A 26,348-nucleotide genomic window follows, 5' to 3' on the forward strand; every position below is an offset into this window, starting at 1 on the left:
CCCCTCGGACGCCCGGCGAACCCGACGGCCGCCCAACCCCAGGCGGCCGAAGACCCCCACGAAGGAGCAGCAGTGTCCGTCCCACGTACACGCAGAAGGATCACGGGCGGGCTGGTCGCGGCCGCGCTCGCCGCGGCCGGCAGCGCCGCGCTCACCACCCCGCCCGCCGCCACCGCCGCCGCACCCACCTACACCGTCAACGTCGGCGCCAAGGGCCCCTGGAACCGCCCCGACGACACCCCCGCCGCCCCGTACATCGACAAGGACGGCACCTTCTACTACCAGCAGGCCCACGCCCTCTACGGCGCCGACCAGGGCCGCGCCTGGTCCTTCTACTCCGGCCCCGACTTCGACAACACCACCAAGCACTCCATCAGCAACGCGGTCAACCCGGCCAACGCCAACGACAAGAACAACGACACCACCTGGCGCTGCAACAACAGCGTCACCGGCGTGAAGTCGACCAACGCCCCCGCGGGCTCCGGCTACGCCCACCGCAACTACTGCGACCCGGCCGGCGGCACCTGGGTGGACCCCGACACCGGCCACTGGTACACCCTGATCCACAACGAGTTCACCCCCCAGCCCTTCGGCGACGGCGTCCACTACGACGGCATCGACTACGCGGTCTCCACCGACCAGGGCAGGACGTGGACCATCAAGGACCACGTCATCACCTCCCCGTACAGCACCAAGCGGGGCGACACCGCCGCCTTCCCGCAGAAGACCTACCACTACGGCGACGGCGACCCCCGCCTCTTCGCCGACACCGCCTCCGGCTACTTCTACGCCTTCTACGGCTCCCGGATCGTCGACAAGAACGGCGGCTGGAAGGCGTTCCACGCCCATGTCGCCCGCTCGCCCATCTCCGCCAAGATGGCGCCGAACTCCTGGCAGAAGTGGTACGACGGGGCCTGGTCCCAGCCCGGCACCGGCGGCAAGGAGAGCAACATGGTGCCGGTCGACTCCGCCGGCAACGGCACCGGCTACACCCCCGCGAACAAGGAGTACGACCCGGCCGCCACCGGCACCACCACCGAGCAGGTCGCGGCCGGCAAGACCCCGCCGACCTCACCCCTGTTCGTCATGGACATCACCTTCAACGCCCACCTCGGCCTCTACATCGGCCAGCCCCAGGCGGTCGACCAGTCCGGCAAGGCGCCCCAGCAGTTCTACGCCACCGACAACCTCGCCACCCAGAAGTGGAAGCTGATCGGCGACACCGGCGGCTACACCAACGCCTCCTGGTACCGCTGGTTCCTCGACAGCGCCAACAAGACCAGCGCCGCCGTCGTCGGCCGCGACTTCCGCTCCTACTGCTCCTTCGGCTGCTCGAACGGAGCCTCTGCCGAGTACGTCAACCTCTCCATCGACACCAGCGCCCCCGCCGCGCCCGTCGACCCCACCCGCACCTACCGGATCGCCGGTGCCGGCGGCCGCGTCCTCGCCCAGGTCTCCGGCGGCTCCGCCACCACCTCCCAGACCGCCGGCGGCGCCTACCCGGACGTGTGGACCTTCAGCCCCAACGGCGACGGCTCCTACCGCGTCGCCAACACCGCCACCGGCCACCTGCTGGGCGTCGGCACCACGCCCGCCCAGCGCGCCTGGGGCACCAAGCCCACCGCCACCCCCGCCGGGACGGGAGGCCCCACCGTCGGCCAGCAGTGGTGGGTGATCCGCAACACCTCCGGCGGCACCTACCGCCTGGTCAACCGCCACAGCGGGCTGGTCATCGGGATATCGGCGGACTCCTCCCGGCTCGCCGAGACCACCCCGGCCCGCTTCTGGACCGGCTCCGGCACCGTCGGCGGCTCCCGCACCGCGGCCGAGCAGACCCTCACCCTCACCGCGGTCGGCACCGCTCCGGCCAACCTCAACGGCGTCCGCACCCTCACCGCCGGCGGCAAGGCCCTGGACAACCCGGGCCACAGCACCACCCCCGGCACCCAGCTGACCACCTACACGGCCAACGGCGGCGCCAACCAGCAGTGGCGCTTCACCCAGCAGACCGGCGGCTCCTACGAGATCGTCAACGCCGAGTCCGGCCTCTGCGCCGACGTCAGCGACGGCTCCACCACCGCCGGCGCCAAGGTCGTCCAGTGGACCTGCAACGGCGGCGCCAACCAGCGCTGGAACGCCACCCGCCGCTCCGACGGCACCTACACCCTGACCTCCGCCAAGAGCGGCCTGGCCCTCACCACCGCCTCCACCGCCGACGGCGCCCTTGTCACCCAGCAGAGCGACACCGGCACCACCCTCCAGAGGTGGACCGTCCGGTAGCCGAGCGGCCGCCGGGGACGAGGAGCAGGCGCCCCTCGCCCCCGGCGGCCGACGGGCCCATCCCCTCGACCCAAGGAGCCCTCCCATGTCCGTACGCTCCACCCTCACCGCGGTGTTCACGGCGGGCGTGACCGCCGCGGCCCTCGTCACCGCCCTGCCCGCCACCCCCGCCGCCGCGCACGACAACGGCGTCGCCCTGACCCCGCCGATGGGCTGGAACAGCTGGAACAGGTTCGGCTGCGGCATCACCGAGGCGAAGGTCAGGGCCCAGGCCGACGCCATCGCCACCAAGGGGCTGAAGGCGGCCGGATACCAGTACGTCGTCGTCGACGACTGCTGGATGGCCTCCCAGCGGGACGGAAACGGCAACCTCACCCACGACACCGGCCGCTTCCCCGGCGGCATGAAGGCGCTGGCCGACTACGTACACGGCAAGGGCCTGAAGTTCGGGCTGTACCAGTCGCCCACCCAGGGCACCTGTCAGAAACGTCCCGGCTCCTACGGCTACGAGCGGAAGGACGCCCAGCAGTTCGCCGCCTGGGGCGTCGACTACCTCAAGTACGACTGGTGCCAGACCAGCCCGCAGGAATCGCCCAGGATGTGGGCCGACTTCCCCGGCAAGAGCGAGAAGGACATAGCCAAGACGCTCTTCACCCGGATGAGCAACGAGCTGAAGGCCACCGACCGCCCCATCGTCTACAGCCTCTCCGCCTGCTGCTCCGCCGTGGACTTCCCCTCCTGGGCGGGCTCGGTGTCCAACCTCTGGCGCACCTCCACGGACATCGGCGACACCTGGAACCAGATGCTGCGCAACGCCGGCTCAGCCATCCCGTACTCCGGCGCGGCCAAGCGCGGGGCCTGGAACGACCCCGACATGCTGGAGGTCGGCAACGGCGGCATGACCGACACCGAGTACCGCACCCACTTCAGCGTCTGGGCCCAACTCGCCGCCCCGCTGATCGCCGGAAACGACCTCAGCACCACCGACAGCGCCACTCTGGGCATCCTGCGCGACACCGACGTCATCGCGGTCGACCAGGACTCCCTCGGCTCTCAGGCGACGGCCGTCACCAACACCGCCGACGTGCTCGTCCTCAGCAAGCCCCTCGCCAACGGCGACCGCTCGATCTCCCTGACCAACAAGGGATCCACAACCGCCACCATCAGCACCACGGCCACCGCCGCCGGGCTGCCCTCCGCCTCCTCGTACAAACTGGCCAACCTCTGGTCCAAGGCGGTCACCAGCACCAGTGGAACGATCAGCGCCACGCTGCCGGCCCACGGAACCGCCATGTTCCGGGTCGCCCCCGGCACCGGGAGCACCGTGGGAGCCACCCGCCCGCTGGTCAGCGCCTCCTCCCTGCGCTGCCTCGACGTGGCCGACCACTCCACCACCCCCGGCGCCAAGGTCGCCATCTGGGACTGCAACGGCGGCGGCAACCAGACCACCACGTTCACCGCCGCCGGCGAGCTGCGCCTGAACAACGGGACGCAGTGCCTCGACGTGCCCGGCGGCAGCACCGGCCCCGGCACCAAGGTCGTCCTGTGGACCTGCAACGGCGGCGAGAACCAGAAGTGGCAGTTCGCCGCCGACGGAACGGTCGTCGGCAAGCAGTCCGGCCTCTGCCTCGACGTCACCGGCGGAGACAAGCCGGCCGGCAACGTCAACGGCACCGAGCTGGAGATCTGGTCCTGCAACCCCGGCGCCAACCAGAAGTGGCACCTGGGCTGACGCTTCCCGGGCCCGGACAGCGCCCCGGACCCCTCCGTTCCGGACAGAAACGACAGAAACAACGGATGGGCTGACAGCGCCTCAGAGCCGGTCCTAGCGTGAGCGCCATGACCGACTCGCACCCCGACGTCCTGTCGCCCCGTGACGAAGCCCGCCTCGAACTCTCCTCGCGGGCCAGAACGGTCGCCGAGGGAGCGGCGGCCCTGGTCCCGGTCGCCATCGATCCCGAGCCCGGCTCCCTGATCACGGCGGCGGCGGATCTGCTGGCCCGGGCCGAGGAACTGCTGACCGCCGCGGCGATCGCGGAGCGTGAGCGCGGCCTTTCCCCGGAGCGGATCAAGGAGCTCGCCGGGCACCGGTACTGGGCGCGGGTGGTGCTCGACTGGGCCGAGGACGGCCGGCGCAACCGCAGTGGCATGCCCGGCCCCGTCCTCGCCGAAAGCCTCGACAAGTGGGTGACCCGGGAGACCGCCGATGCGGCCAGACCGGTCACCGACGGGCTGGACGCCACCCGTTTCCCCGGATCGGCACCGTACGAGGCGTACCAGCGTGATCGTGCCAAAGGGCCGTACGCGGCACTCGCCGAGGCCGTGAAGGAGCGGGGCGAGGCGTGGGAGGCCCTGAACGAGCTGACCGAGGAGGACGACGACGGGAACGGCGAGGACCACCCGGTGAACCTGCGGGTGGTGGCCTCCTGCCGGCGCCTGGCCTCGGCCTATCGCGAACTGTCCAGCGCCGACCCCGCCTTCGCGTACGAGTACCTGGACGAGGCCGTCTCCTTCGAGCGGACGGCGGACCGTTTCGCCAAGGAGGGCCCCTTCGCGTAGCCCGGCCGCGAGCGGCAGGTCAGCTCGCGGCGCGGCCGCCGATGCGCAGTTCGACCTCGCCGTCCAGAGGGCGGAGCTCGCGGACCGTCCAGATCCGGGCGTCGACGGAGGTGCCGGCGGCCGTGGTGTAGGCCGGGACGGCCAGCTGCGCGCCGTCCGGCTCCGGGACGCGCAGCTCGGTGTCGGTGACCACCCCGTCGGAGAAGCGCAGGTCCACCTCGATCGGCCGGGGGCGCGCCGCGAAGGCGTCGGGGTCGGGGAGGGCCTGGACGCGGAGGCGGGCACCCGCGAAGAGGTGGGTGTGCGGGGGAAACGGCCTAGCGGTCGTTGACCGCGCGCGGTCCCCGTACCGCCTGGAACAGGCCCGTCGCCACCAGCGCCCCGCCGACGCACATCAGGACCACCCCGACCTTCGTCAGGGTGACGACGGGTGTCTCCACGCCCTCCGTGAACAGCCGCAGTGCCAGTCCGGCGGCGAAGGTGGCGACGCCTTCCAGCAGGTTCCTCGGTGCCTTGCCCATGGTGCGGGGGCCCTCCTCGTGGCATGGGCGCGAGCAGGCGCAGGCCGCCGCGCACCGTTTCCGGGTCCTGACCAGCGTAGGAACCGGGCGGTGCGGACGGCCTCGTCCGGCGGGACGAACCGGGGTACACCGTTCGGCGGACCGGGGAGCCGGGGGGCCGCGCGGAATCAGGCGGCCGGGGCCCCGGCCGGGGAGACGCCGAAGATCGAGACGGCCTGGTAGTACGTCCAGGCGGTGGAGTCGCAGGAGGTCCTGGTCGCACCGGAGTAGCGGGCGCAGACCCGCTTGAGGTCCTCGTGGAAGGCCGAGTCGACGCGGGCCTTGTTGGCTTGGAAGTTCCCGGCCGCCTTGTGGTTGCGGTAGCCGAAGTCGTGGCGGGCGCAGGCGGTGGAGAAGGGGAAGCCGAACGGGTTGTCGGGGGAGGAGGAGCAGTAGTCCGTGGACCAGTCGAATCCGTACGCGGCCCACGCTCCCTGGTTCGCCCGGGCCGCGGCCCAGGCGTTGTGGCTGGCGGCGCTGGTCTGCGTCCAGGAGCTGAGGACCTGCGGCTTGTCCGCGGGGGCGGCGGACGCGGGACCGGCCAGGAGGAGGAGGGCGGGCAGGCTGAGCGCGGTGGCGAGGGGCAGGGCGAGTCTGGGGCGCATGCGTGACCTCCGTGCGGTGGGCGAAGGGGGCGGTACGCCGTGGGTTCGCTCCACGACAGCTTCATCCTGACGGTCATGGTCACGACAAGAGCAGTGCTCGACGGTGAATTGTTGGCGGCGGGTGTGTCATCTTCCGTTGAGGGGGCGGGGGTTGTGTGGAGGGCGGCGGGCGCCCGGTGGGCGGTGTGACGGCGCCCCGCCTCCCGGGGCCGGGAGACGGGGCGCCGCCGGTCAGGCCGGCGGAGGGTTACTCGACCACCAGCTCCACCGGGATGTTGCCGCGGGTGGCCTTGGAGTAGGGGCAGGTGGCGTGGGCCTTCTCCAGGAGGGCCTGGCCGGCCTCGCCCTCCAGGTGGTCGGGGAGCTCGGCGCGCAGGACGACCGCGAGGGAGAAGCCGCCGTCGGTGGCGTCCTTGCCGATGGAGACCTCGGCCGTGATGGAGACCTCCGAGACGTCGGCCTTCTCCTGGCGGGCGACCAGGCCCAGGGCGCTGGCGAAGCAGGCGGCGTAACCGGCCGCGAAGAGCTGCTCGGGGTTGGTGCCCTGGTCGTTGCCGCCCATGGCCTTGGGGAAGCCGAGCGGGAGGTCGATCCGGCCGTCGGAGCTGACGGCCCGGCCCTCGCGGCCGTTGGCGGTGGCGACGGCGGTGTACAGGGCGTCCATGTCGATCGGTCCTTCCAGTGGCGGATCGGTACGCCATCATTTGTAGCGCGCAATTCAGTTGTGCGCAACTCAATTGCTTGTGAGGGGGTGGGCGGTACGCTGGGAGGCATGGAGACCGTCGACACCGCGCCCGCCGAGGAGGTCCTCCGCCTCGACCACCAGATCTGCTTCTCGCTGCACGCCGCCGCCCGCGCCTTCAACGGCGTGTACCGCACGGCCCTGAAGGACCTCGGACTCACCTACCCGCAGTACCTGGTGATGCTGGTCCTCTGGGAGCACGGCGAACTGCCGGTGAAGCGGATCGGCGAGCGGCTGCGGCTGGACTCCGGCACCCTGTCGCCGCTGCTCAAGCGGCTGGAGGCGACCGGCTGCGTGGAGCGGCGGCGCAGCCCCGAGGACGAGCGGTCGGTCACCGTGCGCCCCACCCCGGCCGGTGCGGCGCTGCGTGAGCGGGCCCTGGACGTGCCCCGGCGGATCGGCGCCGCGACCGGGATGGAGCTGGCGGAGATCATGGAGCTGCGGGTCCGGCTGGACCGGCTGACCGAGGCGTTGGACGGCGCCGGGACGGGACTCGCGGCGGAGGAGTGCGTACGCGACTGAGATCCCCGGACGGCCCGCCCCGGGTGGTCAGACGATGCCCCGGGCCACGCCCAGCTCCACCAGGTCCTGCGGGCGCAGCCGCAGCTGGTCGGCGGTGGCCGGGGCCTGCTCCGGCGGGCGCTTGAGGATGGCCGCCGCCAGCTCGGGGGCGATGACGGAGAAGTAGCAGTCCCGGGTCACCCAGGTCCGGCCGGGCGCGGCCAGCGCCAGGGCGCCGCCCGAGCCGCCCTCGCCGATCACCAGGGTGGTCACCGGCACCCGGGCCTCCGCGATCGCCGCGAACACCTCGGCGATGGCCGGACCCGCGCCCGCCCGCTCCGCCTCGGCGCCGTTCGCCGCACCCGGGGTGTCGATGAGGGTGAGCAGGGGGAGGGCGAGCCGGTCGGCCAGCCGGATCACCCGGGCCGCGGTGCGGTAGCCGGCGGGAGTGGTGGCCGTACCGCACTGGGCCGCGTACGCCACCGCCCGGCCGTCCGCCCGCACCCCCACCCCGCAGCTGATCCCCGGGTCCACCCCGCCGCAGCGGTCCCCGGACAGCGGCAGCCGGTGGGTGAAGTAGCGGGCGAGATACGCCTCGGCGCGCGGCCGGGCCGGGTCGCGCGCGGCCCGTACCGCGTCCCAGCCGCTCACCGGGGGCTCCGCCGCCGACAGCCGCTTTGGCACCGGCGCGGGCTCCGGCGGCCCGGCGGAGTCGCGGTGCAGGGCGCCCAGCCAGCGCGCCAGCGTCCCGCGCAGACGCCCGGGCGCCACGACCTCGTCCACCTGCCCGGCCGCCCACTGGCCCTCCGCGGTGTACGCCGAGGGGTCCGCCTCCGGCGGGCGCACCCGCGACCCGGCGAACCCCACCTGCGCCCCGGCCAGCGCCAGCACCACATCCGCGCCCGCGCCGACCGTGGCCCAGCCGCCCCCGGTCGCCGGATCGCGGAGCACGGTGAGGTGCGGCACGCGGGCCGCCCGCAGCACGGCCGCCGCCCGGGCCACCCGCTGGAGCTGGCCCAGTGCGAGCATGCCCTCCTGCATCCGGCTGCCGCCGGTCGCCACCAGGGAGACCAGCGGGACGCCCGTGCGGCCCGCCAGCTCGTACGCGGCCTCCAGCCGGTCGCCCGCCCGCTGCCCGAGCGAGCCGCCCAGGAAGCCGAACTCGAAGACCAGCAGCACACAGCGGTGGCCGCCGACGACGGCCGTCCCGTACCGCACCGACTCCTCCGCACCGGTGCGCTCGGCCGCCCGGGCGCGGGCCGCGTCATACCCCGACCAGCCCAGCGGGCCGTCCGGGGCGCTGGTACGGGGCGGGGGCCGATGCTCCTCGAACACCTCGGCGACCAGGGCTATCGCCTCGTGGGAGGTCAGCCGCCCGTCCGGCCGGGAATCAGCCATGGGCCAGCGCCCGCTTCATGATCTTGCCCATGTCGTTGCGGGGCAGGGCGTCCAGATAGCGCACCGCGCGCGGACGCTTGTGCGGGGCCAGTTCGGCCGCCACCCGGTCGGCCAGCTCCTCCGGGGCGGGCGGGGCGGCCGGGTCCCGGGGAACGATCCAGGCGACCACCCGTTCCCCCAGATCGGGGTCCGGCTCACCGGTGACGGCCGCCTCGCGGACGCCGGGGTGGGCCAGCAGCACGTTCTCGATCTCCCCGGCGCCGATCTTGTAGCCACCGCTCTTGATCAGGTCGGTCGCCCGGCGGCCCACGATCCGCAGCGAGCCGCCGGCGTCCCGTACCGCCATGTCCCCGGTGCGGAACCACTGCCCGTCGAAGGCGGCGGCGGTGGCGTCCGGCCGGTTCAGATAGCCGGTGAAGAGGTTCGGGCCGCGCACCTGGATCTCGCCCACGCTCTCCCCGTCCTGGGCCGTGAGCTCCGCGCCGCCGTCGTCCACCAGCCGCAGCGCCACTTTGGGCAGCGGAGTCCCGACCGAGCCCGGCCCCGTCGCCTCGGCCCCGTCCTCCCGGACGCTGGTGATCATCAGCGTCTCCGTCATCCCGTACCGCTCCACCACCCGCCGCCCGGTGGCGGCCGTGATCCGCTGGTGGTCGGGCAGCGGCAGCGCCGCCGAGCCGGACACCAGCAGCCGCGCCCCGGCCAGCGCCGAGACCAGCGCCGGGTCCTGGTCCAGCGCCTCGGCGATCCGGTGGTACATCGTCGGCACCCCGAAGAGCAGGGTGCCGCCGCCGGCCAAGGCCTCGGCCACCGCGCCCGTACCGAACGCTCCCAGATGGCGCAGGCTCCCGCCGCGCCGCAGCGGGCCCAGCACCCCGAGCACCAGTCCGTGCACATGGAACAGCGGCAGGGCGTGCACCAGCACATCCGCCTCCGTCCACCGCCAGGCCTCCGCCACCGCGTCCAGCGTGGCGGCCAGCGCCCGGCGCGGCAGCACCGCGCCCTTGGGCGGGCCGGTGGTCCCGGAGGTGTAGACGACCAGGGCGGCGGCCTCGGGGGAGGCCCCGTCCCCGGCGAAGCCGCCGGTGGACGGGGCGTCGCCGGTGAGGGACACATCGAGGCGGGGGAGCGCGGCGAGCGGGGCCGGGAGGGTGTCACCGGGCGCCGCGAGGACCAGCGCCGGGGCGCTGTCGCTCACGACATGGGCCAGCTCGCGTTCACCGCTGCGCGGGTTGAGCGGTACCGCCGGGACCCCGGCGAGCAGCGCGGCCACCACCGCCACGGCGGTCTCCGGTGCCGGTGTCGCCCACACCGCGACCCGCCCGGCGCCGCCGAGACCGGCGGCCAGCCCGCCCGCCGCCGCGCGCAGCCCGCCGTAGGTCAGCGTCCGCTCGCCGAACCGCAGGGCGGGGCGGTCCGCTGACGCCGACCCCTTCTCGGCCGCCGCCAGCTCCGGAAACAGGATCACTGGTCGTCCTCCTCGTCTCGGATGGCCCCGCGCCGGTCGTGCACGGCCCCTGACCGGCCATTCTCCCCAGAGCCGGGCCCCGGGAAAGCACCTCCCGGCAGCTGTGGGCAACACCACGGAGGGACGGGCGGACGGCCCCCGGTCGGAGCGCAGGGGAAGGACACGAGGACGGGGGAGAGGTACGAGGGGGAGCGCCGCCTCCCGCCCGCCCCGGGCCCGGCGCTGACCCGCCCCGCCTGGGCCCGGTGCTCACCCGCCCGACCTGGGCCCCCGACGCTCACCGGCTCCGCCTCGCCCCGACGCTCACCGGCCCCGCCTCAGCCCGGCGCTGACCGGCCCCGCCTGAGCCCGGTGCTCACCCGCCCGGCCCGGGCCCCGGTGCTCACGGCCCCGCCTGGGCCCGACGCTCACCGGCTCGGCCCGGGCCCTGGTGCTCACCCGCCCGGCCAGGGCCCCGGCGCTCACCCGCCCCGTCCGGGCCCGGTGGTGCGGGCCGCCTCCCAGACCACCGTGTTGCCGCCTCCGCCTCCGCCGTCTCCTGGGGCCGCGCCCCCGTCCCGTACTCCGCCACCGCCACCGCCACCGCCTTCGCCTTCGCCCCCGTCTCCGTCCCCGTCGTCGGTGACGGTCAGCCGGACCGCCGGGGTGCCGTCCGGCAGGGTGGCGGTGGCGTCCACTTCCACCCGTACCGAGGACACCCCGGTACGACGGCAGGCGGCGTCCAGCGCCTCCCGTACCGCGTCGAGCAGCCGGGCCGCCGGCGGGCCCTCGACCAGCGCGTCCACCGCGCCGGTGAACCGCACCGAGGGCCGGAAGCCCAGCCGGGCCGCCGCCGCCCCGGTCTCCCGCAGCACCTCGCCGCGCAGGGTGCGCGGGGCCCCGGCCGGGTGCTGCTGGAGGGCGAAGATCGCGGTGCGCACCTCCTGGATGGTGGACTCCAGCTCGTCCACCGTGTGCGCCAGCAGCCCGTCCTCCGCCGGAGCGGCGCGGCGGCGGACGGACTCCAGCATCATCATGGTGGCGAACAGCCGCTGCACCACCAGGTCGTGCAGGTCCCGGGCGATCCGGTCGCGGTCCTCGTACACCGCCAGCCGCTCCCGGTCCCGCCGGGCGTCGTCCAGCACCAGCGCCAGCGCCGCCTGGGAGGCGAACTGGACGGCCAGCCGCCGGTCCAGCGCCGTGTACGGGGGCCCGCCCCGCTCCCGGGGCAGGGCGAGGGTGCCGATCAGCCGGCCGCCGCTCTGCAGCGGGAGCATCATCGAGGGGCCGAAGCGGCTGCGGACATGCGTGGTCATCCGGGGGTCGGTCGCCGAGTCCTCGACGAAGACCGGCCGGCCGCCCAGCAGGTCCACCAGCACCGGGGCGTCCGGGGCGATCGCGGTGCCGACGACGTCCCCCGGGTCGTGCGGGATGGAGGCGGCCACGATCTCCATCCCGCCCTCCTCGGTGGGCTGGAGCACCACCCCCGCGGCGGCCCCGGCCAGCACCCGGGCCCGTTCGGCGACGATCACCAGCGGATCGTCCGCCTCCGCGGTCCGGTCCGGCCCTGGTCCGGGTCCCGTCCCCGGGCGGTCCGTCAGCAGCGCCGCCGTCACCGCCGCGGCGCCCTCGATCCACCGCTCCCGCTGCCGGGCACTCTCGTACAGCCGGGCGTTGCCGATCGCGATCCCGGCCTGCGCGGCGAACGCCCGCAGCACCGCCAGGTCCTCGTCGGTGAACCGGCCGGAGCGCTTCTCGGTGAGGTAGAGGTTGCCGAACACCTCCTCGCCGACCCGCACCGGCACCCCCAGGAAGCCGTGCATCGGCGGATGGCCGGGCGGCATCCCGCAGGAGTCGGGGTGGGTGGTGAGGTCGTCCAGCCGCAGCGGCCGGGCGTCCCGGATCAGCAGTCCGAGCACCCCCGCCCGCCCGTCCGGCAGCCGGCCGATGCCCTGCCGCTCCGCCTCGTCCATCCCGGTGGTGTACAGCTCGGTCAGCACACCGCGCCCGGGGTCCAGGACCCCGAGCGCGCCATACCGTGCCCCGGTCAGCTCCGCGGCCGAGTCCACCAGCCGCTGGAGGGTGGGCCGCACCTCCAGCCCGGCACCGACGTCCAGCACCGCCCGCAGCAGCGCGGGCAGCTCCCCGGGGGCGCCGGGCTCTCCGGGCGGCTCGGTCACTCGGCCTCGGCGAGCGGGTTGAGGGTGAGCGGCTGGATACGGCCGTCCAGCATCGCGCCCAGGCCCAGCACCGCGCAGGTGTCGGGACTCTCGGCGATCCGCACGGGCATGCCGGTGGCGTCCCGCAGCAGCTCGTCCAGGCCCGGCAGCCGCGCGCTGCCGCCGACCATGGTGATGCCGCCGTCCACCAGGTCGGCGACCAGGTCCGGCGGGCAGTCCCGCAGCACCTTGCCGATGCCGTCCAGCACCGCGGTCAGCGGGGTGTGCAGGGCCTGGCGCACCGCTGCGGTCTCCACGACCACCGAGCGGGCCAGCCCGGTCGCCACGTCCCGGCCGTGGATCTCGGTGGAGGCCGGGCCGTCCGGGGTGAGCCCGGTGCCGTGCAGGGCCAGCTGGAGCGGGCGCACCGACTGGCTGGGCAGCATCAGCTCGTGCTGGTGGCGCAGGTACTGGATGACCGCGTGGTCGATGGCGTTGCCGCCGACCGGGATGCGCTCGGCGGTCACGATCGAGCCGAGCGAGAGCACCGCGACCTGGGTGGTGGCCGCCCCGCACACCAGGATCATGGTGGCGGTGGGCTCCTCCACCGGCAGCCCGCAGCCGACGGCCGCCGCGATCAGGGTGTCCACCAGCTCCACCCGGCGGGCCCCGAGGCCGACCAGGGTCTCGATGGTGGCGCGCTGCGCCAGCGGGTCGCTGTCGTGCGGGGTGGTCGCCGCCGCGCGCAGCAGGGGCTTGCGCCGCAACTGGCGGCGGAGCTTCTCGCCGAGCAGGTGCCGCAGCATCCGCTGGGCCATCTCCACGTCCACCACGGTGCCGCCGGAGACGGGCCGGGCCACCCGGATGTAGTCGGGGGTGCGGCCGGTCATCTTCTCCGCGAACTCGCCGACGGCGATCAGCGCGCCGGTACGGGTGTTGACGGCGGCGACGCTCGGCTCGTCCACGACGAGCCCGGCGCCCTTGACGAAGACCCGGGTCCTGGCGGCCCCCAGATCGACGGCGACATGGCAGCGGCGCAACTGCTCAAGACTGACGGTCACGGTGCGGATCCTCCCGGGAGGGGTGTGTCCTCGCATCGTGCGGGCGCCGCGCACCGCCCGCGCGCCGGGAGAGCTGACGGGGTGACAGAACGGCGCCGCCCGGGTGACCGGGCCCCCGGCAGCCGCCCTCCGCTCACAGCAGCCGCTGGAGCAGCCCCCAGGTGAACTCGGCGGTGCGGCGCTCCCCGCCCGGCAGGGTGAACGCCAGCCGCCAGCGGGTGGGCGCGCTGCCCTCCAGCGGCCGGGCGGGCGGGAACGCCCGGGCCACCTCGTCCACCGTGCAGCTCCACGGGCGCAGCTCGCCGGCGGTCCGCGGCTCGGCCGCCGGAGCGCCCGGCGCCCGGACCAGCCAGGCGTTCCACACCTGCCCCTTCCCGGTGGCCAGCACCTCGAAGCGGAGGTCCGGCCAGAGCGGCACCGGCCAGCACAGCGCCTCGCACTCCAGGTCCCCGAGGGTGCGGGCGGTACGGGACTCGGGCTCGCCCAGCACCCGGCGGTACCGGTTCAGCTCGCCGGGGCCCCGGGGCGAGCGGACCATCGCCTGCCAGCGCCGGTTGGCCTCCCGCATCTCGGCGAGCGAGGCGCCCAGCGCGCGGCGGGCGTCCTCCACCAGCCCGGGCTGGAAGTCCGCCATCCGGCGCAGCAGCACCAACTGGAACTCACGCGGCCCGAACGGCGCGGCGGACGGGGGAGGGGTGGTGGAGCGGGCGGCGGCCATGGCCCCATCCTGCCCGCCGGTCCCACCGGTACGCGGGCGCTGCGCCGACCGGCCGGTACGGCCGTTACGGAGCGGTACGCGCCCCGAGGTGCCGAACGGCCCGTGCGTACGAGTGCGTACGGATTGGCAGCGATACGCGGCCCCGACATGCCCCCCGACCAGCGCTTCCACACACAATCCACACAGGTGGGGAGGGCTGCGGGCCCGGAGGTCCGCATAATCTGCGGGCGCCATGGATTACTGCCACCCCTGCCGGAGGCACCTGAACGGAGCCCTGGCCTGTGCCGGCTGCGGTACGCCCGCCGAGGAGCTCCGCCGCCGCCCCGCCCCGGCCACGCCCGCCGCCGAACCGGCCCGGGTCTTCGAGCTGGACCGGCCGGACCGGTACGAGGAGACCGCACCCGGCCGGGGCCGCCGCGGCCGTGCACGGGCCCGCCGAGCCGCCGGGCGCCGGGGCCGCGGCCGGCGCGGGCGCCGGGCGGTGGTCGGGGTGGCCGGGCTGCTGCTGGCCGCCGGGGCGCTGGGGCTGGCCGAGCTGGCCGCCGAACGTCCCGGCGGCGGCGGTGGTGCCACCGCGGTGGAGGAGCAGGGCGGCGCGGGCCCGGACGTGCTGCCCGAGCAGCCGGAGGCGGACACCGCACCGGACGCCGCCCCCGGCCCGGAGGACCCGGAGGCGGTACGGACCGGTGGAGCGGTGCCGTCCGGGCGGCCGGCCCCCTCCGCCCGCCCCGTCTCCGACGCCTCCTCGGCCGCGCCCTCCGCCTCTTCCATCGAGGTGCCCGTCACGCCGGGCGGCGAGGATCCGGCCCCCGACGGACCGGCTCCCGCCCCCTCGGACGTCCCGGGGCCCTCCGGCGGTGTCTCGGACCCCGGCCCCGACGCGCCGCCGCCCGCGCCCGGGCCCGATCCGACGGACGGCGGCCCCGGGGACGGCGGTCCGCAGGAGCCGCCGGACGGCCCCGGCGACCCCGCGCCCGACCGCCCCGCCCCCAGCGCCCCGCAACCCACCCCTCCGGCCGCCGAGCCGGAGCCGGAGCCCGAGGAGGAGTGCGACCGCTTCCTCTGGTGGTGCCTGTAGGACCGGTTCCTTCGCCGGTCTCGTCCTACTCTCCCGGCGGGGTCGGCTGCTGGCCCAGCATCTGGCGCAGCAGATCGCGCAGCAGGGTGCGCTCGGTGGAGGTCAGCCGGCCCAGCGGCTCGCGGGCGAAGTCGAGCGCGTCGCGCAACTGGGCGGCGGTCTCCCGACCCTCCGGGGTGGCCGCGGCGATCTTCACCCGGCGGTCGGCCGGGTCGGGGCGGCGCTCGACCAGGCCGCGGGCCTCCAGCCGGTCCACGATCCCGGTCACATTGGACGGCTCGCAGCGCAGGGCGAGCGCCAGCCGCCGCATCGGCGTCGGCTCCAGGGCGAGCAGCCCGAGGAGCCGGGCCTGCGCGCCGGTCAGCGCGTGCCGGGCGGCGGCCTGCTCGTACTCCTCGTGGTAGCGGGCCACCACGGTGCCGATCAGCTCGGCCACCTCGCGGGTGAGCGGGTCGATACGTCTACTGGTGGCGGACATACGCCACAGGATAGCCACTTACTTGACATCATGAAATATCAAGGAGCATGGTTGTTTCACGTACTGAAGTATCTCTCTCGTTCCCCTGGAGGCTCGCACCATGTCCGCTCTTCCCGAGTCCGGCCGCGCCTGGCACCTGGTCGCCCGTCCGCACGGCTGGCCCAAGCCCGAGGACTTCGCCCTGCGGGAGGCGCCGGTCGGTGAGCCGGCCGAGGGCCGCGTCCTGGTGCGCAACCACTACTTCTCGGTCGACCCCTACATGCGCGGCCGGATGAACGACGTCAAGTCGTATGTACCCCCCTTCCGGCTGGACCAGCCGATGGACGGCGGCGCGGTCGGCGAGGTCATCGCCTCCAGCGCCGAGGGGTTCGCGGTCGGCGACCACGTCCTGCACGGCCTCGGCTGGCGCGAGTACGCGGAGGTGGGCGCCGCGCACGCGGTGAAGGTGGACGCTTCCAAGGCCCCGCTCTCGGCCTACCTCGGGGTGCTCGGCATGCCCGGGCTCACCGCGTACGCCGGGCTGTTCGAGGTCGCCTCCTTCAAGGAGGGGGACGCGGTCTTCGTCTCCGGCGCGGCCGGGGCGGTCGGCAGCCAGGTCGGCCAGATGGCGAGGCTCAAGGGCGCCTCCCGGGTGATCGGCTCGGCCGGCTCGGACGAGAAGGTCAAGCGGCTGGTGGAGGAGTACGGCTTCGACGCCGCCTTCAACTACAAGAACGGCCCGGTGGGCGAGCAGCTGAAGCAGGCCGCCCCGGACGGGATCGACGTCTACTTCGACAACGTGGGCGGCGACCACCTGGAGGCCGCGATCTCCTCCCTCAACGTGCACGGCCGCGCCACCATCTGCGGCATGATCGCCCAGTACAACGCCACCGAGCCGACCCCCGCCCCGCGCAACCTGGCGCTGGTCATCGGCAAGCGGCTGCGGCTCCAGGGCATGCTGGTCAACGACCACTCCGCGCTCCAGCCGCAGTTCGTCGAGGAGGTCTCCGGCTGGCTGGCCTCCGGCGCGCTGAAGTACGACGAGACCAAGGTCGAGTCCATCGACAAGGGCGTGGACGCCTTCCTCGGCCTCCTCCGCGGGGAGAACACCGGCAAGATGGTCGTCTCCCTCACCGGCTGACCGCGCCCGCTCCTCCGGAGAGCACACGAGCGCCGGGACCCGGATCGCGGGACGGGTCCCGGCGCTCGCCGTCGGCGTGCCGCTCCCTCCCCGCTAGGCCAGGTCGGCGGGGCGGGTGCGCAGCTTGGCGGCGATCCGGGCCAGGGCCCGCTGGTCCGCGGCGTTCAGGGGCTCCAGTACGAGTTCCCGCACGGCCTGGACATGGGTCGGCGCCGCGGCGACGACCGTCCGGTAGCCGGACTCGGTCAGGGCCGCGAGGGTGAAGCGCCCGTCCTCCGGGTCGGGGTAGCGCTCCACCCATCCGCGCGCCTCGAACCGCTTGACCACATTGGACAGCCGGGAGAGCGAGCCGTTGGCCAGATAGGCCAGCTCACTCATCCGCAGACGCCGGTCCGGAGCCTCGGAGACATGGCTGAGGACCAGATACTCGAACAGCGTCAGCCCGGACTCCCGCTGCAGCGGCGCCTCCAGCTTGCCGGGCAGCAGCAGCACCAGCGAGATCAGCCCGGTCCAGGCCTCCTTCTCAGGTGGCGTCAGCCAAAGCTCCGCCCCCTCGGGCACCTCACCCCCGGGCACCCCACCCTCCGGCATCCGGGTCTCATCGGGCGGGGAGCTGCTCATGCGCTCACCCTACCAAGCCCCCTTCGCTTCACACATGAAGTCATTCGAGGTATCTTTGACTTCAAGCGTGAAGTCAAGTGATGTCACCGGAAGGAATCCGCCATGCCCGCGACCACCCACACCCCCGAGCCGCAGTTCTTCGTCACCCCCGGATACGGCGAGAAGCTGCTCGACATGCTCCGCTACAGCCAGGCGGTCCGGGTCGGCGACCGGGTCGAGATCTCCGGACAGGGCGGCTGGGACGAGGACTTCGCCTTCCCCGACTCCCTGGAGGAGGAGATCGTCCGGGCCTTCGACAACGTCGAGCGGACCCTCGCCCAGGCGGGCGCGAGCTGGCGTGAGGTGATCGCCGTGAACTCGTACCACGTCCCCACGGCCCCGGACACGATCGGCGAGGACCACAACCGGACCATGGTCGAGCAGTTCCGCCGCCGCATGGGCGAGCGCGCGCCCATCTGGACCCAGATCGGCGTGACGGCGCTGGGCGCGCCCGGGATGCGGGTCGAGATCCGCGTCACCGCGCTCACCGGGCCCGGGGACCGCGACCACTGACCCCGCCCCCGCCCTCCTCCCTCCCGTCACCCGTTAGGCTCAGCCCAGTCCGCCGCGATCGTGGGCGCGAGTCGCGGCGCATCACAGGAGGAAGACCCGTATGTCCATCCAGCAGTCCGACGTCCTCTACACCGCCGTGGCCACCGCCGAGAACGGGCGGGACGGCCGCGTCGCGACGGACGACGGCCGGCTCGACGTCGTCGTCAACCCGCCCAAGGCGATGGGCGGCTCCGGCGCCGGCACCAACCCCGAGCAGCTCTTCGCCGCCGGGTACAGCGCCTGCTTCCAGGGCGCCCTGGGCGTCGTCGCCCGCCAGGAGGGCGCCGACATCTCCGGCTCCACGGTCACCGCCGAGGTCGGCATCGGCAAGAACGACGAGGGCTTCGGCATCATCGTCAGGATCGTCGCCTCGATCCCGAACGTGGACGCCGCCACCGCCCAGGCCCTGATCGAGAAGGCCCACCAGGTGTGCCCCTACTCCAAGGCCACCCGCGGCAACATCACGGTCGACCTCGCCGTCGCCTGACCCACCGCCGCCCGGCCAGGCGAAGGCCGCGTCCCGTACGGGGGGCGCGGCCTTCGCCGTGTGTGGGCGGGGAGCGGGGCCGGAAGGACGGCCCCTAGGCTCGGCCTGGTGAACGAAGACGCCCGCTACGAGCCGACTCCCGCGCCAAGCAGTGCCCCGCCGGAGAGCACCCAGGTCACGGTCGCGGTCGACGGTGCCGCGCTCGTCTTCGCCTGGGACTCCGACGCCCGGGTCGAGGTGCGGAACCTCGGGCGAGAGGTCGTCATCGAGGCCAATGCCGCAGGCCTCCGGACGCTGGCCGGGCACCTCCAGGTGCTGGCCGGCGACGGCGTTCCCGATGGAGCCCATGTCCACCTTGAGGAGAGCAGCGGGCTGGAGGAAGGGTCGGTCGGACTCGTGCTGGAGCGCAGCGACGAGGAGGGTGATCAGCGACGACAGGGGGCGTCGGGGTAGGCGTCGGCCGTGGCGTCCTGGTCGGCGCGGAAGGTATCCAGATCGATGCCGGGAGCGGTCCTGGACATTGCGGCGAATTCCTGACGGGACACGAACCGGCGGCGCCGCCGAAGCGGGACAAGCTGCCCGATCGGGTGTCCATCACGGGTGACGGTGAACGACCGGCCACCTTGTACGGCGTCCAGGATCTCGCGTGACCGATCGCGCATATCGCGTCGGGTGATGATCTCGGGTTGCGGGCTCATGTCGGTCACCGTAGCCCCTGGTGCCGGCCGTCGGCACCGGGGACGTCCGGGCCTCGGGGCCGCTGCCGTGGCCCCGGTTACAGTGACCGCATGCGTGATCTCGGGGCGGGTTTCCGGTACTTGCTGAAGGGCCAGCGGTGGGTGGCGACCCATGGGCGCTGGTTCGGGTTCGGGCTGCTGCCCGGGCTGGTCACCCTGGTGCTGTACGGCGGGGCGCTGTTCGGGCTGGCGTACGGGGCGGATGACCTGACCGCGTGGGCGACGCCGTTCGCGGACGACTGGGGCTCCCCGTGGCTGGGGCTGTTCCGGGGGTTCCTGACGGCGCTGGTGTTCGCGCTGGGGCTGTTCCTCGCGGTGGTGACGTTCACCGCGGTCACCCTGCTGGTCGGCCAGCCGTTCTACGAGTCGCTCTCCGAGCAGGTGGACCGGTCGGAGGGCGGGGACGTCCCGGAGTCCGGGCTGCCGCTGTGGCGGGAGTTGTGGGTGTCGGCCCGGGACAGCCTGCGGGTGCTGGTACGGGTCGCGTTCTACGGGATCGTGCTGTTCGCCCTCGGGTTCGTGCCGGTGATCGGGCAGACGGTGATCCCGGTGCTCGGGTTCTGTGTGTCCGGGTTCTTCCTCGCCGAGGAGCTGACGGCGGTCGCGCTGCAACGCCGGGGGGTGGAGTTCAAGGAGCGGCTGGCGCTGCTGCGGGGGCGGCGGATGCTGGCGCTGGGCTTCGGCGTCCCGCTCACCCTCGCCTTCCTCGTCCCCTTCGTGGCCGTCTTCCTGATGCCGGGCGCGGTGGCCGGGGCGACCCTGCTCGTCCGTGACCTGGTGGACGAGCCGGAGGCCGGGGCGCGCGACGGCGGACGGCAGCCTGCCGGGGAGCCCGCGCCGGGTGCCCCGTACACGCCCCCGTCCCCGCATCCGTACGCCGGTCCGGCGGCTCCGCAGCCGCCGAACCCCTACGCCGTGCGGCCCCCGTATCCGCAGGGCGCCCCGCAGCCGCCGCAGAACCCGGAGTGGAACGGAGGGCGGAAGGCGTGACCGAACTCGTGGCGGTGGCGGTGATCACCATCCTGGCGGTGATCAGCCCGGGCGCCGACTTCGCCATGGTGGTCCGCAACAGCTGCCTGTACGGGCGGACCACCGGGCTCCTCGGGGCCGCCGGGGTCGCGGCCGGGGTGCTGGTGCACGTCACCTACACCATGCTCGGCGTCGGGCTGGTCATCGCCGCCGACACCGCGCTGTTCACGGCGATCAAGCTGCTCGGCGCCGGGTACCTGGTCTACATCGGGCTGCGCACCTTCTTCGCCCGCGCCGATCTGACCGTGGACCTGGACGCCTCCCAAGCCGGGCTGACCCGGCTCGGGGCGCTGCGCAGCGGCTTCCTGACCAATGTGCTCAACCCGAAGACCACGCTCTTCGTGGTCTCCACCTTCACCCAGGTGGTCGGGACCGAGACCCCGCTGTGGCAGCAGGGCCTCTACGGGCTGTTCATGTCCCTGGCCCACCTGGGCTGGTTCGCCCTGGTGGCGCTGTTCTTCTCGCACGCGCGGCTGCGGACCGCCATGCTGCGCGCCCAGAAGGCGCTGAACCGGGCCATCGGCGGAACGCTGGTGGGGCTGGGCGTCGCCCTGGGCGTCACCTCCGCACCGTAAGGGGCTCCGGGGTCAGCGGCGGGCGGCCGCGACCGTGAGGATCTGCCGCACCTGGGCGGTGATGTCGGCCCGGTTGCGCAGGAACTCCGGGTCGGTCACCGCCTCGGTGTCGCCCGCGCCGAACTGGAGCACCGGGGTGTGCACATGGCCGCCGGGCAGCGAGCGCAGGCCCAGCCGGTCGCGGAGCAGGGTGGCGCGGTAGGCGATCTCGTTGGAGAGGTAGTCACCGCCGCCTCCGGCCCGCGCCGCCGAGCCCGGCGTCGGCCCGTCCGGGCGCACCACCGGGGCCGTGGAGCCCGCCGGGACCTCGGTCACCGAGGTGTTGTCGTACACCGGGAACCGCCCGGTCGCCGCCGCCGTGATCCGGGCGTACGGGAGGGTGGTCGCCGTCCACTGCGGCTGCGAGCCCGGGTGGGCGACCGGGACGGTGCCCGTCTCGGAGACGTTCAGGTTGTCGCCGAAGCCGCCGCGCCAGGCGCCGTTGAAGCGCTCCACGTCGAACTTGCCCACCCGGCCCTGGCTGACCGTGGTGAACAGGTCCACCCGGGGCAGCACCGGGCGCAGCGCCCGCTCCACCTCGCCGTCCGCGAAGTCCCGCCAGCGGACCGGGAAGACGGCCGTCTCCACCCGCGCCCAGCCGCCGTCGGCCGTGCGGATCCGGGTGCCGTCCAGCGCCAGCGCCGCCGCGCCCGACGGGTTGGAGATCCGTATGTCCCGGTCGAGAGTGAAGGGGTCGAAGCCGGTCAGCAGGATCCGCCGCACCTTCCGGCGGTCGGAGGCCGGGTAGGTCAGGGAGTCCTGGCCCCGGGAGGCGGTCTCCAAGCGGTCGGTCAGCCGGTCGGTGAGCCGCTGCCGGGCCGCCGGGGGGAGCGGGAACGACGGCTGCCAGGAGCGCAGTTCACGGGTCATCGCGAGGCGCGCCCAGTACAGCGGGCGGTCGTCGTCCCGGGCCAGGTCGCCACCGGCCGGGCCGCGCCCCTGCACCCGGTCCACGGCCCGCCGCCACAGCGCCGCCCCGTGCCGGACGACGGTCCGCTCGGCGGTCGCCGCGCTCCGGGCGTCCGCCAGGGCGGCGGCGAACTCCGGTGCCACGGAGTCGAATCCGCTGCGGTGCAGGATCTCCCTCGGCACCGCCTGGTCCAGCCGGGCCTCCTCCACGGTGACCGGTGCGGGGGCCGCCGAGGCGGGCGCGGCAGCGGCGGCCACCAGGGCCGCGAGCCCCCCGGCCACCACCGCCGACGTACGCCAACGGGCCCGTGCCGCCGCCCCCTTCCCCGTACCCCTCACCCTTGCCGTCGTCCTCGAAGCCGTCCGTGTCCATGAGCGGTCCACCGCAGGCACACCTTCCCCTTCTCTGGCCCCACCGGCACCGGGCGGCACCGGTCCCGGCACGCTAGCGCGCGCCCGAGGGCCGGAGGAACCCCCGGCCGAGCTGTCGCCCCGCCAGGGTTCCGGGCGCACCATGGCAGGGCGGATCACGGAGGCGGCGACGGCGAGGGGAGACGGCAGTGGCGGACGAGACGGCAGAGGACACGGCGAAGGCGGTGGAGGCGGCGCTGGGGGCGCTCGACCTGGACGCCAAGGCGCGGCTGCTCTCGGGGCAGGACATGTGGACGCTGCCGGCCGTCCCGGAGATCGGGTTGGCCGCGCTGGTGATGTCCGACGGGCCCATCGGGGTGCGCGGGGTGCGCTGGAGCGCCGACGACCCGTCGATCGCGCTGCCCTCGCCGACCGCGCTCGCCGCCGCCTGGGACCCGGGCCTCGCCCGCCGGGCCGGCCGGCTGCTCGCCCAGGAGGCCCGCCGCAAGGGCGTCCACGTACTGCTGGCGCCCACCGTCAACCTGCACCGCTCGCCGCTGGGCGGGCGGCACTTCGAGGCGTACAGCGAGGACCCGCTGCTCACCGGGGCGATCGGCACCGGCTATGTGCGCGGGGTGCAGGAGGGCGGGGTCGCCACCACGGTCAAGCACTTCACCGGCAACGACGCCGAGACCGACCGGTTCACCGTGGACAACCGGATCGCCCCGCGCCCGCTGCGGGAGCTGTACCTCGCCCCGTTCGAGGCGATCGTCACCGGCGCCCGCCCCTGGGGGGTGATGACCGCGTACAACCGGGTCAACGGGGTCACCATGACCGAGCACGGTGAGCTGGTGAACGGGGTGCTGCGGGGCGAGTGGGGGTTCGACGGGGTCAACGTCTCCGACTGGCTGGCCGCCCGGCACACCGTACGGGCGATCACGGGCGGCCTCGACCTGGCGATGCCCGGCCCGCGGACCGTGTACGGCGAGCCGCTGGCCGCCGCGGTGCGGGCCGGCGAGGTCCCCGAGGCGGCGGTGGACGACGCGGTACGCCGGGTGCTGCGGCTCGCCGCCCGGGTGGGCGCCCTGGCCGGGGCCCGGCCCGCCGCCCCCGAGCCGCCCGCCCCGGTGGACGGCGAGGCGCTGGCCCGGGAGATCGCCCACCGCTCCTTCGTCCTGCTGCGCAACGAGCCGCGGGAGGGGGACGACAGGGCCGGTGGCATCCTGCCGCTGGCGTCCGGTGGGAGCGTGGCGCTGATCGGGGCGGCGGCGCGGGAGCCCCGGGTGCTCGGCGGCGGCTCCGCGCAGGTCTTCCCCGACCACACCGTCTCCCCGCTGGACGGACTGGCCCGGCTGCTGCCCGAGGGGGCGCTGCGCTACGCGGTCGGGGCCGACCCCACCGACGAGCTCGCCGCCGCCGGACCGGGCTTCGCCCTGCGCGCGGTCTGCCGGGACGCCCAGGGCGCCGTCCTCGGCGAGCGCTCGCTGCCCTCCGGCCAGTTCCAGTGGATCGGGGGAGACCTGCCCGACGGGGTCGGCCACGACACCTTGGCCGAGGTCGAGGTCACCGGCACCTTCACCCCCCGGGAGAGCGGCGCCCATGCCTTCGGCACCCAGGGGCTGGGCGCCTACACGCTCACCGTGGACGGGACGGTGCTGTTCGACGGGGTGCAGCCGAGGGGGGAGGAGAGCGACCCGTTCGAGGCCCTTTTCGGGTCACCCGAGGAGCGCGGCCGGGCGGTGCTCACCGCGGGCGTACCGGTCACCGTCTCGCTGCGCCATCCGCTGGACCGGGAGCAGCAGGCCGCCGCGCCGCTGCCCGCCGTGGTGTTCTCCCTGGTCCACCTGGGCCCGCGCCGCGACCCGGACGAGCTGATCGCCGAGGCGGTCGAGGCGGCCCGGGCGGCGGACACCGCGGTGGTCGTGGTGGCCACCACCGAGCGGGTCGAGTCCGAGGGCTTCGACCGCACCACCCTCACCCTGCCCGGCCGCCAGGACGACCTGGTACGGGCGGTCGCCGCCGCCAACCGGAACACCGTGGTGGTGGTCAACTCCGGCTCCCCGGTGGAGATGGACTGGCGCGAGGAGGTGGCCGCGGTGCTGCTGAGCTGGTTCCCCGGGCAGGAGGGCGGGGCCGCGCTGGCCGACGTACTGCTCGGCGCGGAGGAGCCCGGCGGGCGGCTGCCCACCACCTGGCCCGCCGCCCTCGCCGACGCGCCCGTCACCCGGACCGCCCCCACCGACGGGCGGCTGGACTACACCGAGGGCCTGTTCATCGGCTACCGGGCCTGGGACCGGGCGGGGACGGCGCCCGCCTACGCCTTCGGCCACGGACTGACGTACACCGATTGGGCGTACGAGGCCCTGGAAGCCGCCGACGGGGCCGCCCGGGTCGGGGTGGTGAACACCGGGGAGCGGCCCGGCCGGGAGACCGTCCAGCTCTATCTGGAGCCGGTCGGCGCGGCCCGGGAGGCCGTGGAGCGCCCGCTGCGCTGGCTGGCCGGGTTCGCCGTGGTGGAGGCCGGTCCCGGCGAGAGCGCCGAGGTCCGTGTCCCGCTGCCCGAGCGGGCGTTCGAGGCGTGGGACGAGGAGCGGGGGGTATGGATCACCGTCCCGGGGCCGTACCGGCTGCACGCCGGCCGCTCGCTCGCCGACCTGCGGCTGAGCACCGAGCTGGAGCGTTGAGCACGGCGATCCGGACGCGGTCCGCGGCCCCCACCCCGGCGGCCCCGGGGCGGTCCCTGACAACCGCCCCGGGGCTCTCTGCGCGCCCTCGATCAGTCGGTGCAGAGGGTGCCGGGGGCGGGCAGGGCGCGGGTGGTGAGGTAGCGGTTGGTGGCCTCGCGGGCGCAGGCGGAGAGCAGGAACATGCTGTAGTCGTCGCCCTCGCGGCTGAGCACCACGCTGCCGGGCAGCTGGGCCGCCATGGCGGGGCCCGCGCTGTGCGGGGCGAGGGCCTGGCGGGTGGACTGGAGGATCAGCGCGGGCGGTGCGCCGTGCACCGGGGCGCCCGCCGCGACCGGCTCGGCCGGGACGGGCCAGCCGAGGCAGCCGGTCAGCGCGGTGTACGAGCGCACCGCGCCGCCGAGGTGCGGGGAGACCCGCTCCAGGCGCTTGCGCAACCGGGTCAGCTGGTCGAACGTGGTCACCGGGCGCGCGTGGTCCAGGCAAGCCGGGACGCGGACCTGGACCGGGTTCAGGGTGTCGTCCGGGTCGCGCAGGAAGTCGGACGCGTCACCGCCCCGGGCCTTGACCACGGCCTCGGCGAGCAGGGGCCAGGTGACCCCGGAGAGGGTCAGATAGTCCTGGGTGGCCTCGCGGATGTCCTCACCGGTGAGCGGCCGTCCGCCGCCGCCGACCGGGACGGGGGTGCGGTCGGCCCGGGTGACCAGCGCGTCGTACGCGGCTCCGGCGTCCTCGCCGTGCAGGGCGCACTCCGCCGAGCCGGCGCACCAGGCGGTGAAGCGGCGGAACGCCTCCTCGGCGGTGGCCGCCTCCCGGACGATCCGCTCGGTGGGCGAGGTGGTGTCGTCCAGCGCGGTGTCCAGGACCATGGTGCGCAGCCGGCCGGGGTAGAGATCGGCGTAGGTGCGGCCCAGCAGGGTGCTGTAGTGGATGCCGTACCAGTTCAGCCGGGCCTCGCCCAGTGCGATCCGCACCGCCTCGAAGTCCCGCGCGGTGGACGTCAGATCGGTGTGCGCGACCAGCGGCCCGGTGCGGCGCAGGCAGTCGGCGGCGAACGCGCGGTTGTGGGCCGCCAGTGCGTGGAACGCGGCCCGGGTGCGGGGGAAGTGGCTGACTCCGGCCGGCTTGAGGGGCTTGTCGCAGCGGATCGGCGTGCTGTGCCCCACGCCGCGCGGGTCCACCGCCACCAGGTCGAACCGCTCGGTCATCGCCCCGGCGAAGGCGGGCAGTCGCGCCCGCATGGCCAGCCGCAGCTGCTCGATGGAGGACCCGCCGGCCCCGTTGTTCAGCAGCAGGGTGCCGGTGCGGTGGCGCGGGTCGTCGGCGGGGCGGCGGACCAGGGCCAGGGTGAGGCTGCCGGAGCCCGGACGGGCGTGGTCGACCGGGACCTTGAGCGTGCCGCAGCTCAGCCCCATCTCCCGTAGCTCGGCGTCGGCGCAGCTGGTCCAGTCGATCCTGCTCGCGGCGGGTGCCCGCTCCGGGCGGTCCTGGGCCAGGGCGGTCGGGGTGGTGGCGAGGGTGGCCGCCGCCAGGGCGAGGGCGAGCACCCTGAGGCGGAGGGGACGGGCGGCGGGGCGGGGCATGGCGACTCTCCCGGAGCGTCGGCGCGCCGGACCGGCGCG

General features: G+C 74.6%; 26 protein-coding genes. 12 read left to right on the top strand and 14 right to left on the bottom strand.

Annotation, left to right across the window (positions count from 1 at the left end):
- The first annotated feature begins 72 nt into the window (after positions 1–72).
- The 3 genes from M1O15_RS06140 (at position 73) to M1O15_RS06150 (ending at position 4,839) form a co-directional block, all read left to right on the top strand.
- Entirely contained in the window at positions 73–2,280 is a 2,208-nt protein-coding gene (locus M1O15_RS06140) for an RICIN domain-containing protein (RefSeq protein ID WP_248632198.1), read from the top strand.
- Positions 2,281–2,365: 85 nt separating this feature from the next.
- Positions 2,366–4,012, top strand: a complete 1,647-nt coding sequence (locus M1O15_RS06145; protein WP_248632199.1) for a glycoside hydrolase family 27 protein — start codon at positions 2,366–2,368, stop codon at positions 4,010–4,012.
- A 107-nt stretch (positions 4,013–4,119) separates the two neighbouring features.
- Complete coding sequence (locus M1O15_RS06150; RefSeq protein WP_248632200.1) at positions 4,120–4,839, top strand: hypothetical protein; 720 nt, start codon at positions 4,120–4,122, stop codon at positions 4,837–4,839.
- 19 nt (positions 4,840–4,858) lie between these two features.
- Here the strand turns inward: M1O15_RS06150 and M1O15_RS06155 are convergent, their stop codons facing one another.
- The 4 genes from M1O15_RS06155 to M1O15_RS06170 form a co-directional block, all read right to left on the bottom strand.
- Entirely contained in the window at positions 4,859–5,056 is a 198-nt protein-coding gene (locus M1O15_RS06155) for a hypothetical protein (protein WP_372499359.1), read from the bottom strand.
- A gap of 100 nt (positions 5,057–5,156) precedes the next feature.
- Positions 5,157–5,360: a DUF5708 family protein gene (locus M1O15_RS06160; RefSeq protein WP_248632201.1), complete on the bottom strand. Its 204-nt coding sequence runs from the start codon at positions 5,358–5,360 to the stop codon at positions 5,157–5,159.
- Positions 5,361–5,527: 167 nt separating this feature from the next.
- A complete protein-coding gene (locus M1O15_RS06165) occupies positions 5,528–6,004 on the bottom strand; it encodes a phospholipase (RefSeq protein WP_248632202.1) in 477 nt (158 codons plus the stop codon).
- Positions 6,005–6,251: 247 nt separating this feature from the next.
- The gene (locus M1O15_RS06170) at positions 6,252–6,668 is read right to left on the bottom strand and encodes an organic hydroperoxide resistance protein (RefSeq protein ID WP_248632203.1); all 417 of its coding nucleotides are present in this window, start codon (positions 6,666–6,668) and stop codon (positions 6,252–6,254) included.
- Positions 6,669–6,776: 108 nt separating this feature from the next.
- Between M1O15_RS06170 and M1O15_RS06175 the strand changes: the two genes are divergently transcribed.
- On the top strand, positions 6,777–7,268 hold the full coding sequence (locus tag M1O15_RS06175; RefSeq protein WP_248632204.1) for a MarR family winged helix-turn-helix transcriptional regulator: 492 nt from the start codon (positions 6,777–6,779) through the stop codon (positions 7,266–7,268).
- Positions 7,269–7,295: 27 nt separating this feature from the next.
- Here M1O15_RS06175 and M1O15_RS06180 read toward each other — a convergent pair whose 3' ends face one another.
- The 5 genes from M1O15_RS06180 to M1O15_RS06200 form a co-directional block, all read right to left on the bottom strand.
- Positions 7,296–8,645 (bottom strand): carboxyl transferase domain-containing protein, encoded by a 1,350-nt coding sequence (locus M1O15_RS06180; RefSeq protein WP_248632205.1) that lies wholly within the window; start codon positions 8,643–8,645, stop codon positions 7,296–7,298.
- Complete coding sequence (locus M1O15_RS06185) at positions 8,638–10,110, bottom strand: acyl-CoA synthetase (protein ID WP_248632206.1); 1,473 nt, start codon at positions 10,108–10,110, stop codon at positions 8,638–8,640. Before M1O15_RS06185 ends, M1O15_RS06180 begins: the two co-directional genes overlap by 8 nt.
- 461 nt (positions 10,111–10,571) lie before the next feature.
- The gene (locus M1O15_RS06190; RefSeq protein ID WP_248632207.1) at positions 10,572–12,269 is read right to left on the bottom strand and encodes a GAF domain-containing sensor histidine kinase; all 1,698 of its coding nucleotides are present in this window, start codon (positions 12,267–12,269) and stop codon (positions 10,572–10,574) included.
- Complete coding sequence (locus M1O15_RS06195; protein WP_248632208.1) at positions 12,266–13,309, bottom strand: rod shape-determining protein; 1,044 nt, start codon at positions 13,307–13,309, stop codon at positions 12,266–12,268. The genes M1O15_RS06190 and M1O15_RS06195 overlap by 4 nt, the downstream gene beginning before the upstream one ends.
- Before the next feature lie 133 nt (positions 13,310–13,442).
- Positions 13,443–14,027 (bottom strand): hypothetical protein, encoded by a 585-nt coding sequence (locus M1O15_RS06200; RefSeq protein WP_248632209.1) that lies wholly within the window; start codon positions 14,025–14,027, stop codon positions 13,443–13,445.
- Positions 14,028–14,259: 232 nt separating this feature from the next.
- On the opposite strand from M1O15_RS06200, the gene M1O15_RS06205 reads away from it, so the two are divergent.
- On the top strand, positions 14,260–15,105 hold the full coding sequence (locus M1O15_RS06205) for an SCO2400 family protein (protein ID WP_248632210.1): 846 nt from the start codon (positions 14,260–14,262) through the stop codon (positions 15,103–15,105).
- 25 nt (positions 15,106–15,130) lie between these two features.
- Here M1O15_RS06205 and M1O15_RS06210 read toward each other — a convergent pair whose 3' ends face one another.
- Complete coding sequence (locus M1O15_RS06210; RefSeq protein WP_248632211.1) at positions 15,131–15,583, bottom strand: MarR family winged helix-turn-helix transcriptional regulator; 453 nt, start codon at positions 15,581–15,583, stop codon at positions 15,131–15,133.
- Between the two features lie 100 nt (positions 15,584–15,683).
- On the opposite strand from M1O15_RS06210, the gene M1O15_RS06215 reads away from it, so the two are divergent.
- On the top strand, positions 15,684–16,703 hold the full coding sequence (locus M1O15_RS06215) for an NADP-dependent oxidoreductase (RefSeq protein WP_248632212.1): 1,020 nt from the start codon (positions 15,684–15,686) through the stop codon (positions 16,701–16,703).
- Between the two features lie 93 nt (positions 16,704–16,796).
- Here M1O15_RS06215 and M1O15_RS06220 read toward each other — a convergent pair whose 3' ends face one another.
- Positions 16,797–17,324 (bottom strand): MarR family winged helix-turn-helix transcriptional regulator, encoded by a 528-nt coding sequence (locus M1O15_RS06220; RefSeq protein WP_372499360.1) that lies wholly within the window; start codon positions 17,322–17,324, stop codon positions 16,797–16,799.
- 102 nt (positions 17,325–17,426) lie between these two features.
- On the opposite strand from M1O15_RS06220, the gene M1O15_RS06225 reads away from it, so the two are divergent.
- The 3 genes from M1O15_RS06225 (at position 17,427) to M1O15_RS06235 (ending at position 18,855) form a co-directional block, all read left to right on the top strand.
- On the top strand, positions 17,427–17,876 hold the full coding sequence (locus M1O15_RS06225) for a Rid family hydrolase (RefSeq protein WP_248632213.1): 450 nt from the start codon (positions 17,427–17,429) through the stop codon (positions 17,874–17,876).
- A 100-nt stretch (positions 17,877–17,976) separates the two neighbouring features.
- On the top strand, positions 17,977–18,402 hold the full coding sequence (locus M1O15_RS06230; RefSeq protein WP_248632214.1) for an organic hydroperoxide resistance protein: 426 nt from the start codon (positions 17,977–17,979) through the stop codon (positions 18,400–18,402).
- 108 nt (positions 18,403–18,510) lie between these two features.
- Positions 18,511–18,855, top strand: coding sequence for an Imm32 family immunity protein (locus tag M1O15_RS06235; RefSeq protein ID WP_248632215.1), 345 nt, complete (start codon positions 18,511–18,513; stop codon positions 18,853–18,855).
- Here M1O15_RS06235 and M1O15_RS06240 read toward each other — a convergent pair.
- Positions 18,828–19,100, bottom strand: a complete 273-nt coding sequence (locus M1O15_RS06240; protein WP_248632271.1) for a type II toxin-antitoxin system Phd/YefM family antitoxin — start codon at positions 19,098–19,100, stop codon at positions 18,828–18,830. The genes M1O15_RS06235 and M1O15_RS06240 overlap by 28 nt on opposite strands.
- 90 nt (positions 19,101–19,190) lie before the next feature.
- On the opposite strand from M1O15_RS06240, the gene M1O15_RS06245 reads away from it, so the two are divergent.
- Together M1O15_RS06245 and M1O15_RS06250 are read left to right on the top strand one after the other, a co-directional pair.
- The gene (locus M1O15_RS06245; RefSeq protein ID WP_248632216.1) at positions 19,191–20,129 is read left to right on the top strand and encodes an EI24 domain-containing protein; all 939 of its coding nucleotides are present in this window, start codon (positions 19,191–19,193) and stop codon (positions 20,127–20,129) included.
- Positions 20,126–20,743 carry a LysE family transporter gene (locus M1O15_RS06250; RefSeq protein ID WP_248632217.1) on the top strand — a complete coding sequence of 206 codons (618 nt, stop codon included), beginning with the start codon at positions 20,126–20,128 and terminating at the stop codon, positions 20,741–20,743. Before M1O15_RS06245 ends, M1O15_RS06250 begins: the two co-directional genes overlap by 4 nt.
- Positions 20,744–20,755: 12 nt before the next feature.
- Here M1O15_RS06250 and M1O15_RS06255 read toward each other — a convergent pair whose 3' ends face one another.
- Complete coding sequence (locus tag M1O15_RS06255) at positions 20,756–21,973, bottom strand: pyroglutamyl-peptidase I (protein WP_248632218.1); 1,218 nt, start codon at positions 21,971–21,973, stop codon at positions 20,756–20,758.
- Positions 21,974–22,251: 278 nt separating this feature from the next.
- Here M1O15_RS06255 and M1O15_RS06260 point away from each other — a divergent pair, with 278 nt between their 5' ends.
- The gene (locus tag M1O15_RS06260) at positions 22,252–24,726 is read left to right on the top strand and encodes a glycoside hydrolase family 3 protein (protein ID WP_248632219.1); all 2,475 of its coding nucleotides are present in this window, start codon (positions 22,252–22,254) and stop codon (positions 24,724–24,726) included.
- A gap of 92 nt (positions 24,727–24,818) precedes the next feature.
- Here M1O15_RS06260 and M1O15_RS06265 read toward each other — a convergent pair whose 3' ends face one another.
- Positions 24,819–26,309: an alpha/beta fold hydrolase gene (locus M1O15_RS06265; RefSeq protein WP_248632220.1), complete on the bottom strand. Its 1,491-nt coding sequence runs from the start codon at positions 26,307–26,309 to the stop codon at positions 24,819–24,821.
- Positions 26,310–26,348: the final 39 nt, after the last annotated feature.

It is taken from the genome of Streptomyces lichenis, assembly GCF_023218175.1.
Taxonomy (GTDB): Bacteria; Actinomycetota; Actinomycetes; order Streptomycetales; family Streptomycetaceae; genus Streptomyces; species Streptomyces lichenis.

Bases quoted from the DNA above. Each gene is read 5' to 3' on its own strand.
- M1O15_RS06145 (WP_248632199.1), top strand. From the start codon at position 2,366: ATGTCCGTACGCTCCACCCTCACCGCGGTGTTCACGGCGGGCGTGACC.
- M1O15_RS06150 (WP_248632200.1), top strand. From the start codon at position 4,120: ATGACCGACTCGCACCCCGACGTCCTGTCGCCCCGTGACGAAGCCCGC.
- M1O15_RS06160 (WP_248632201.1), bottom strand. From the start codon at position 5,360: ATGGGCAAGGCACCGAGGAACCTGCTGGAAGGCGTCGCCACCTTCGCC.
- M1O15_RS06165 (WP_248632202.1), bottom strand. From the start codon at position 6,004: ATGCGCCCCAGACTCGCCCTGCCCCTCGCCACCGCGCTCAGCCTGCCC.
- M1O15_RS06170 (WP_248632203.1), bottom strand. From the start codon at position 6,668: ATGGACGCCCTGTACACCGCCGTCGCCACCGCCAACGGCCGCGAGGGC.
- M1O15_RS06175 (WP_248632204.1), top strand. From the start codon at position 6,777: ATGGAGACCGTCGACACCGCGCCCGCCGAGGAGGTCCTCCGCCTCGAC.
- M1O15_RS06180 (WP_248632205.1), bottom strand. From the start codon at position 8,645: ATGGCTGATTCCCGGCCGGACGGGCGGCTGACCTCCCACGAGGCGATA.
- M1O15_RS06200 (WP_248632209.1), bottom strand. From the start codon at position 14,027: ATGGCCGCCGCCCGCTCCACCACCCCTCCCCCGTCCGCCGCGCCGTTC.
- M1O15_RS06205 (WP_248632210.1), top strand. From the start codon at position 14,260: ATGGATTACTGCCACCCCTGCCGGAGGCACCTGAACGGAGCCCTGGCC.
- M1O15_RS06210 (WP_248632211.1), bottom strand. From the start codon at position 15,583: ATGTCCGCCACCAGTAGACGTATCGACCCGCTCACCCGCGAGGTGGCC.
- M1O15_RS06215 (WP_248632212.1), top strand. From the start codon at position 15,684: ATGTCCGCTCTTCCCGAGTCCGGCCGCGCCTGGCACCTGGTCGCCCGT.
- M1O15_RS06220 (WP_372499360.1), bottom strand. From the start codon at position 17,324: ATGAGCAGCTCCCCGCCCGATGAGACCCGGATGCCGGAGGGTGGGGTG.
- M1O15_RS06225 (WP_248632213.1), top strand. From the start codon at position 17,427: ATGCCCGCGACCACCCACACCCCCGAGCCGCAGTTCTTCGTCACCCCC.
- M1O15_RS06230 (WP_248632214.1), top strand. From the start codon at position 17,977: ATGTCCATCCAGCAGTCCGACGTCCTCTACACCGCCGTGGCCACCGCC.
- M1O15_RS06240 (WP_248632271.1), bottom strand. From the start codon at position 19,100: ATGAGCCCGCAACCCGAGATCATCACCCGACGCGATATGCGCGATCGG.
- M1O15_RS06245 (WP_248632216.1), top strand. From the start codon at position 19,191: ATGCGTGATCTCGGGGCGGGTTTCCGGTACTTGCTGAAGGGCCAGCGG.
- M1O15_RS06265 (WP_248632220.1), bottom strand. From the start codon at position 26,309: ATGCCCCGCCCCGCCGCCCGTCCCCTCCGCCTCAGGGTGCTCGCCCTC.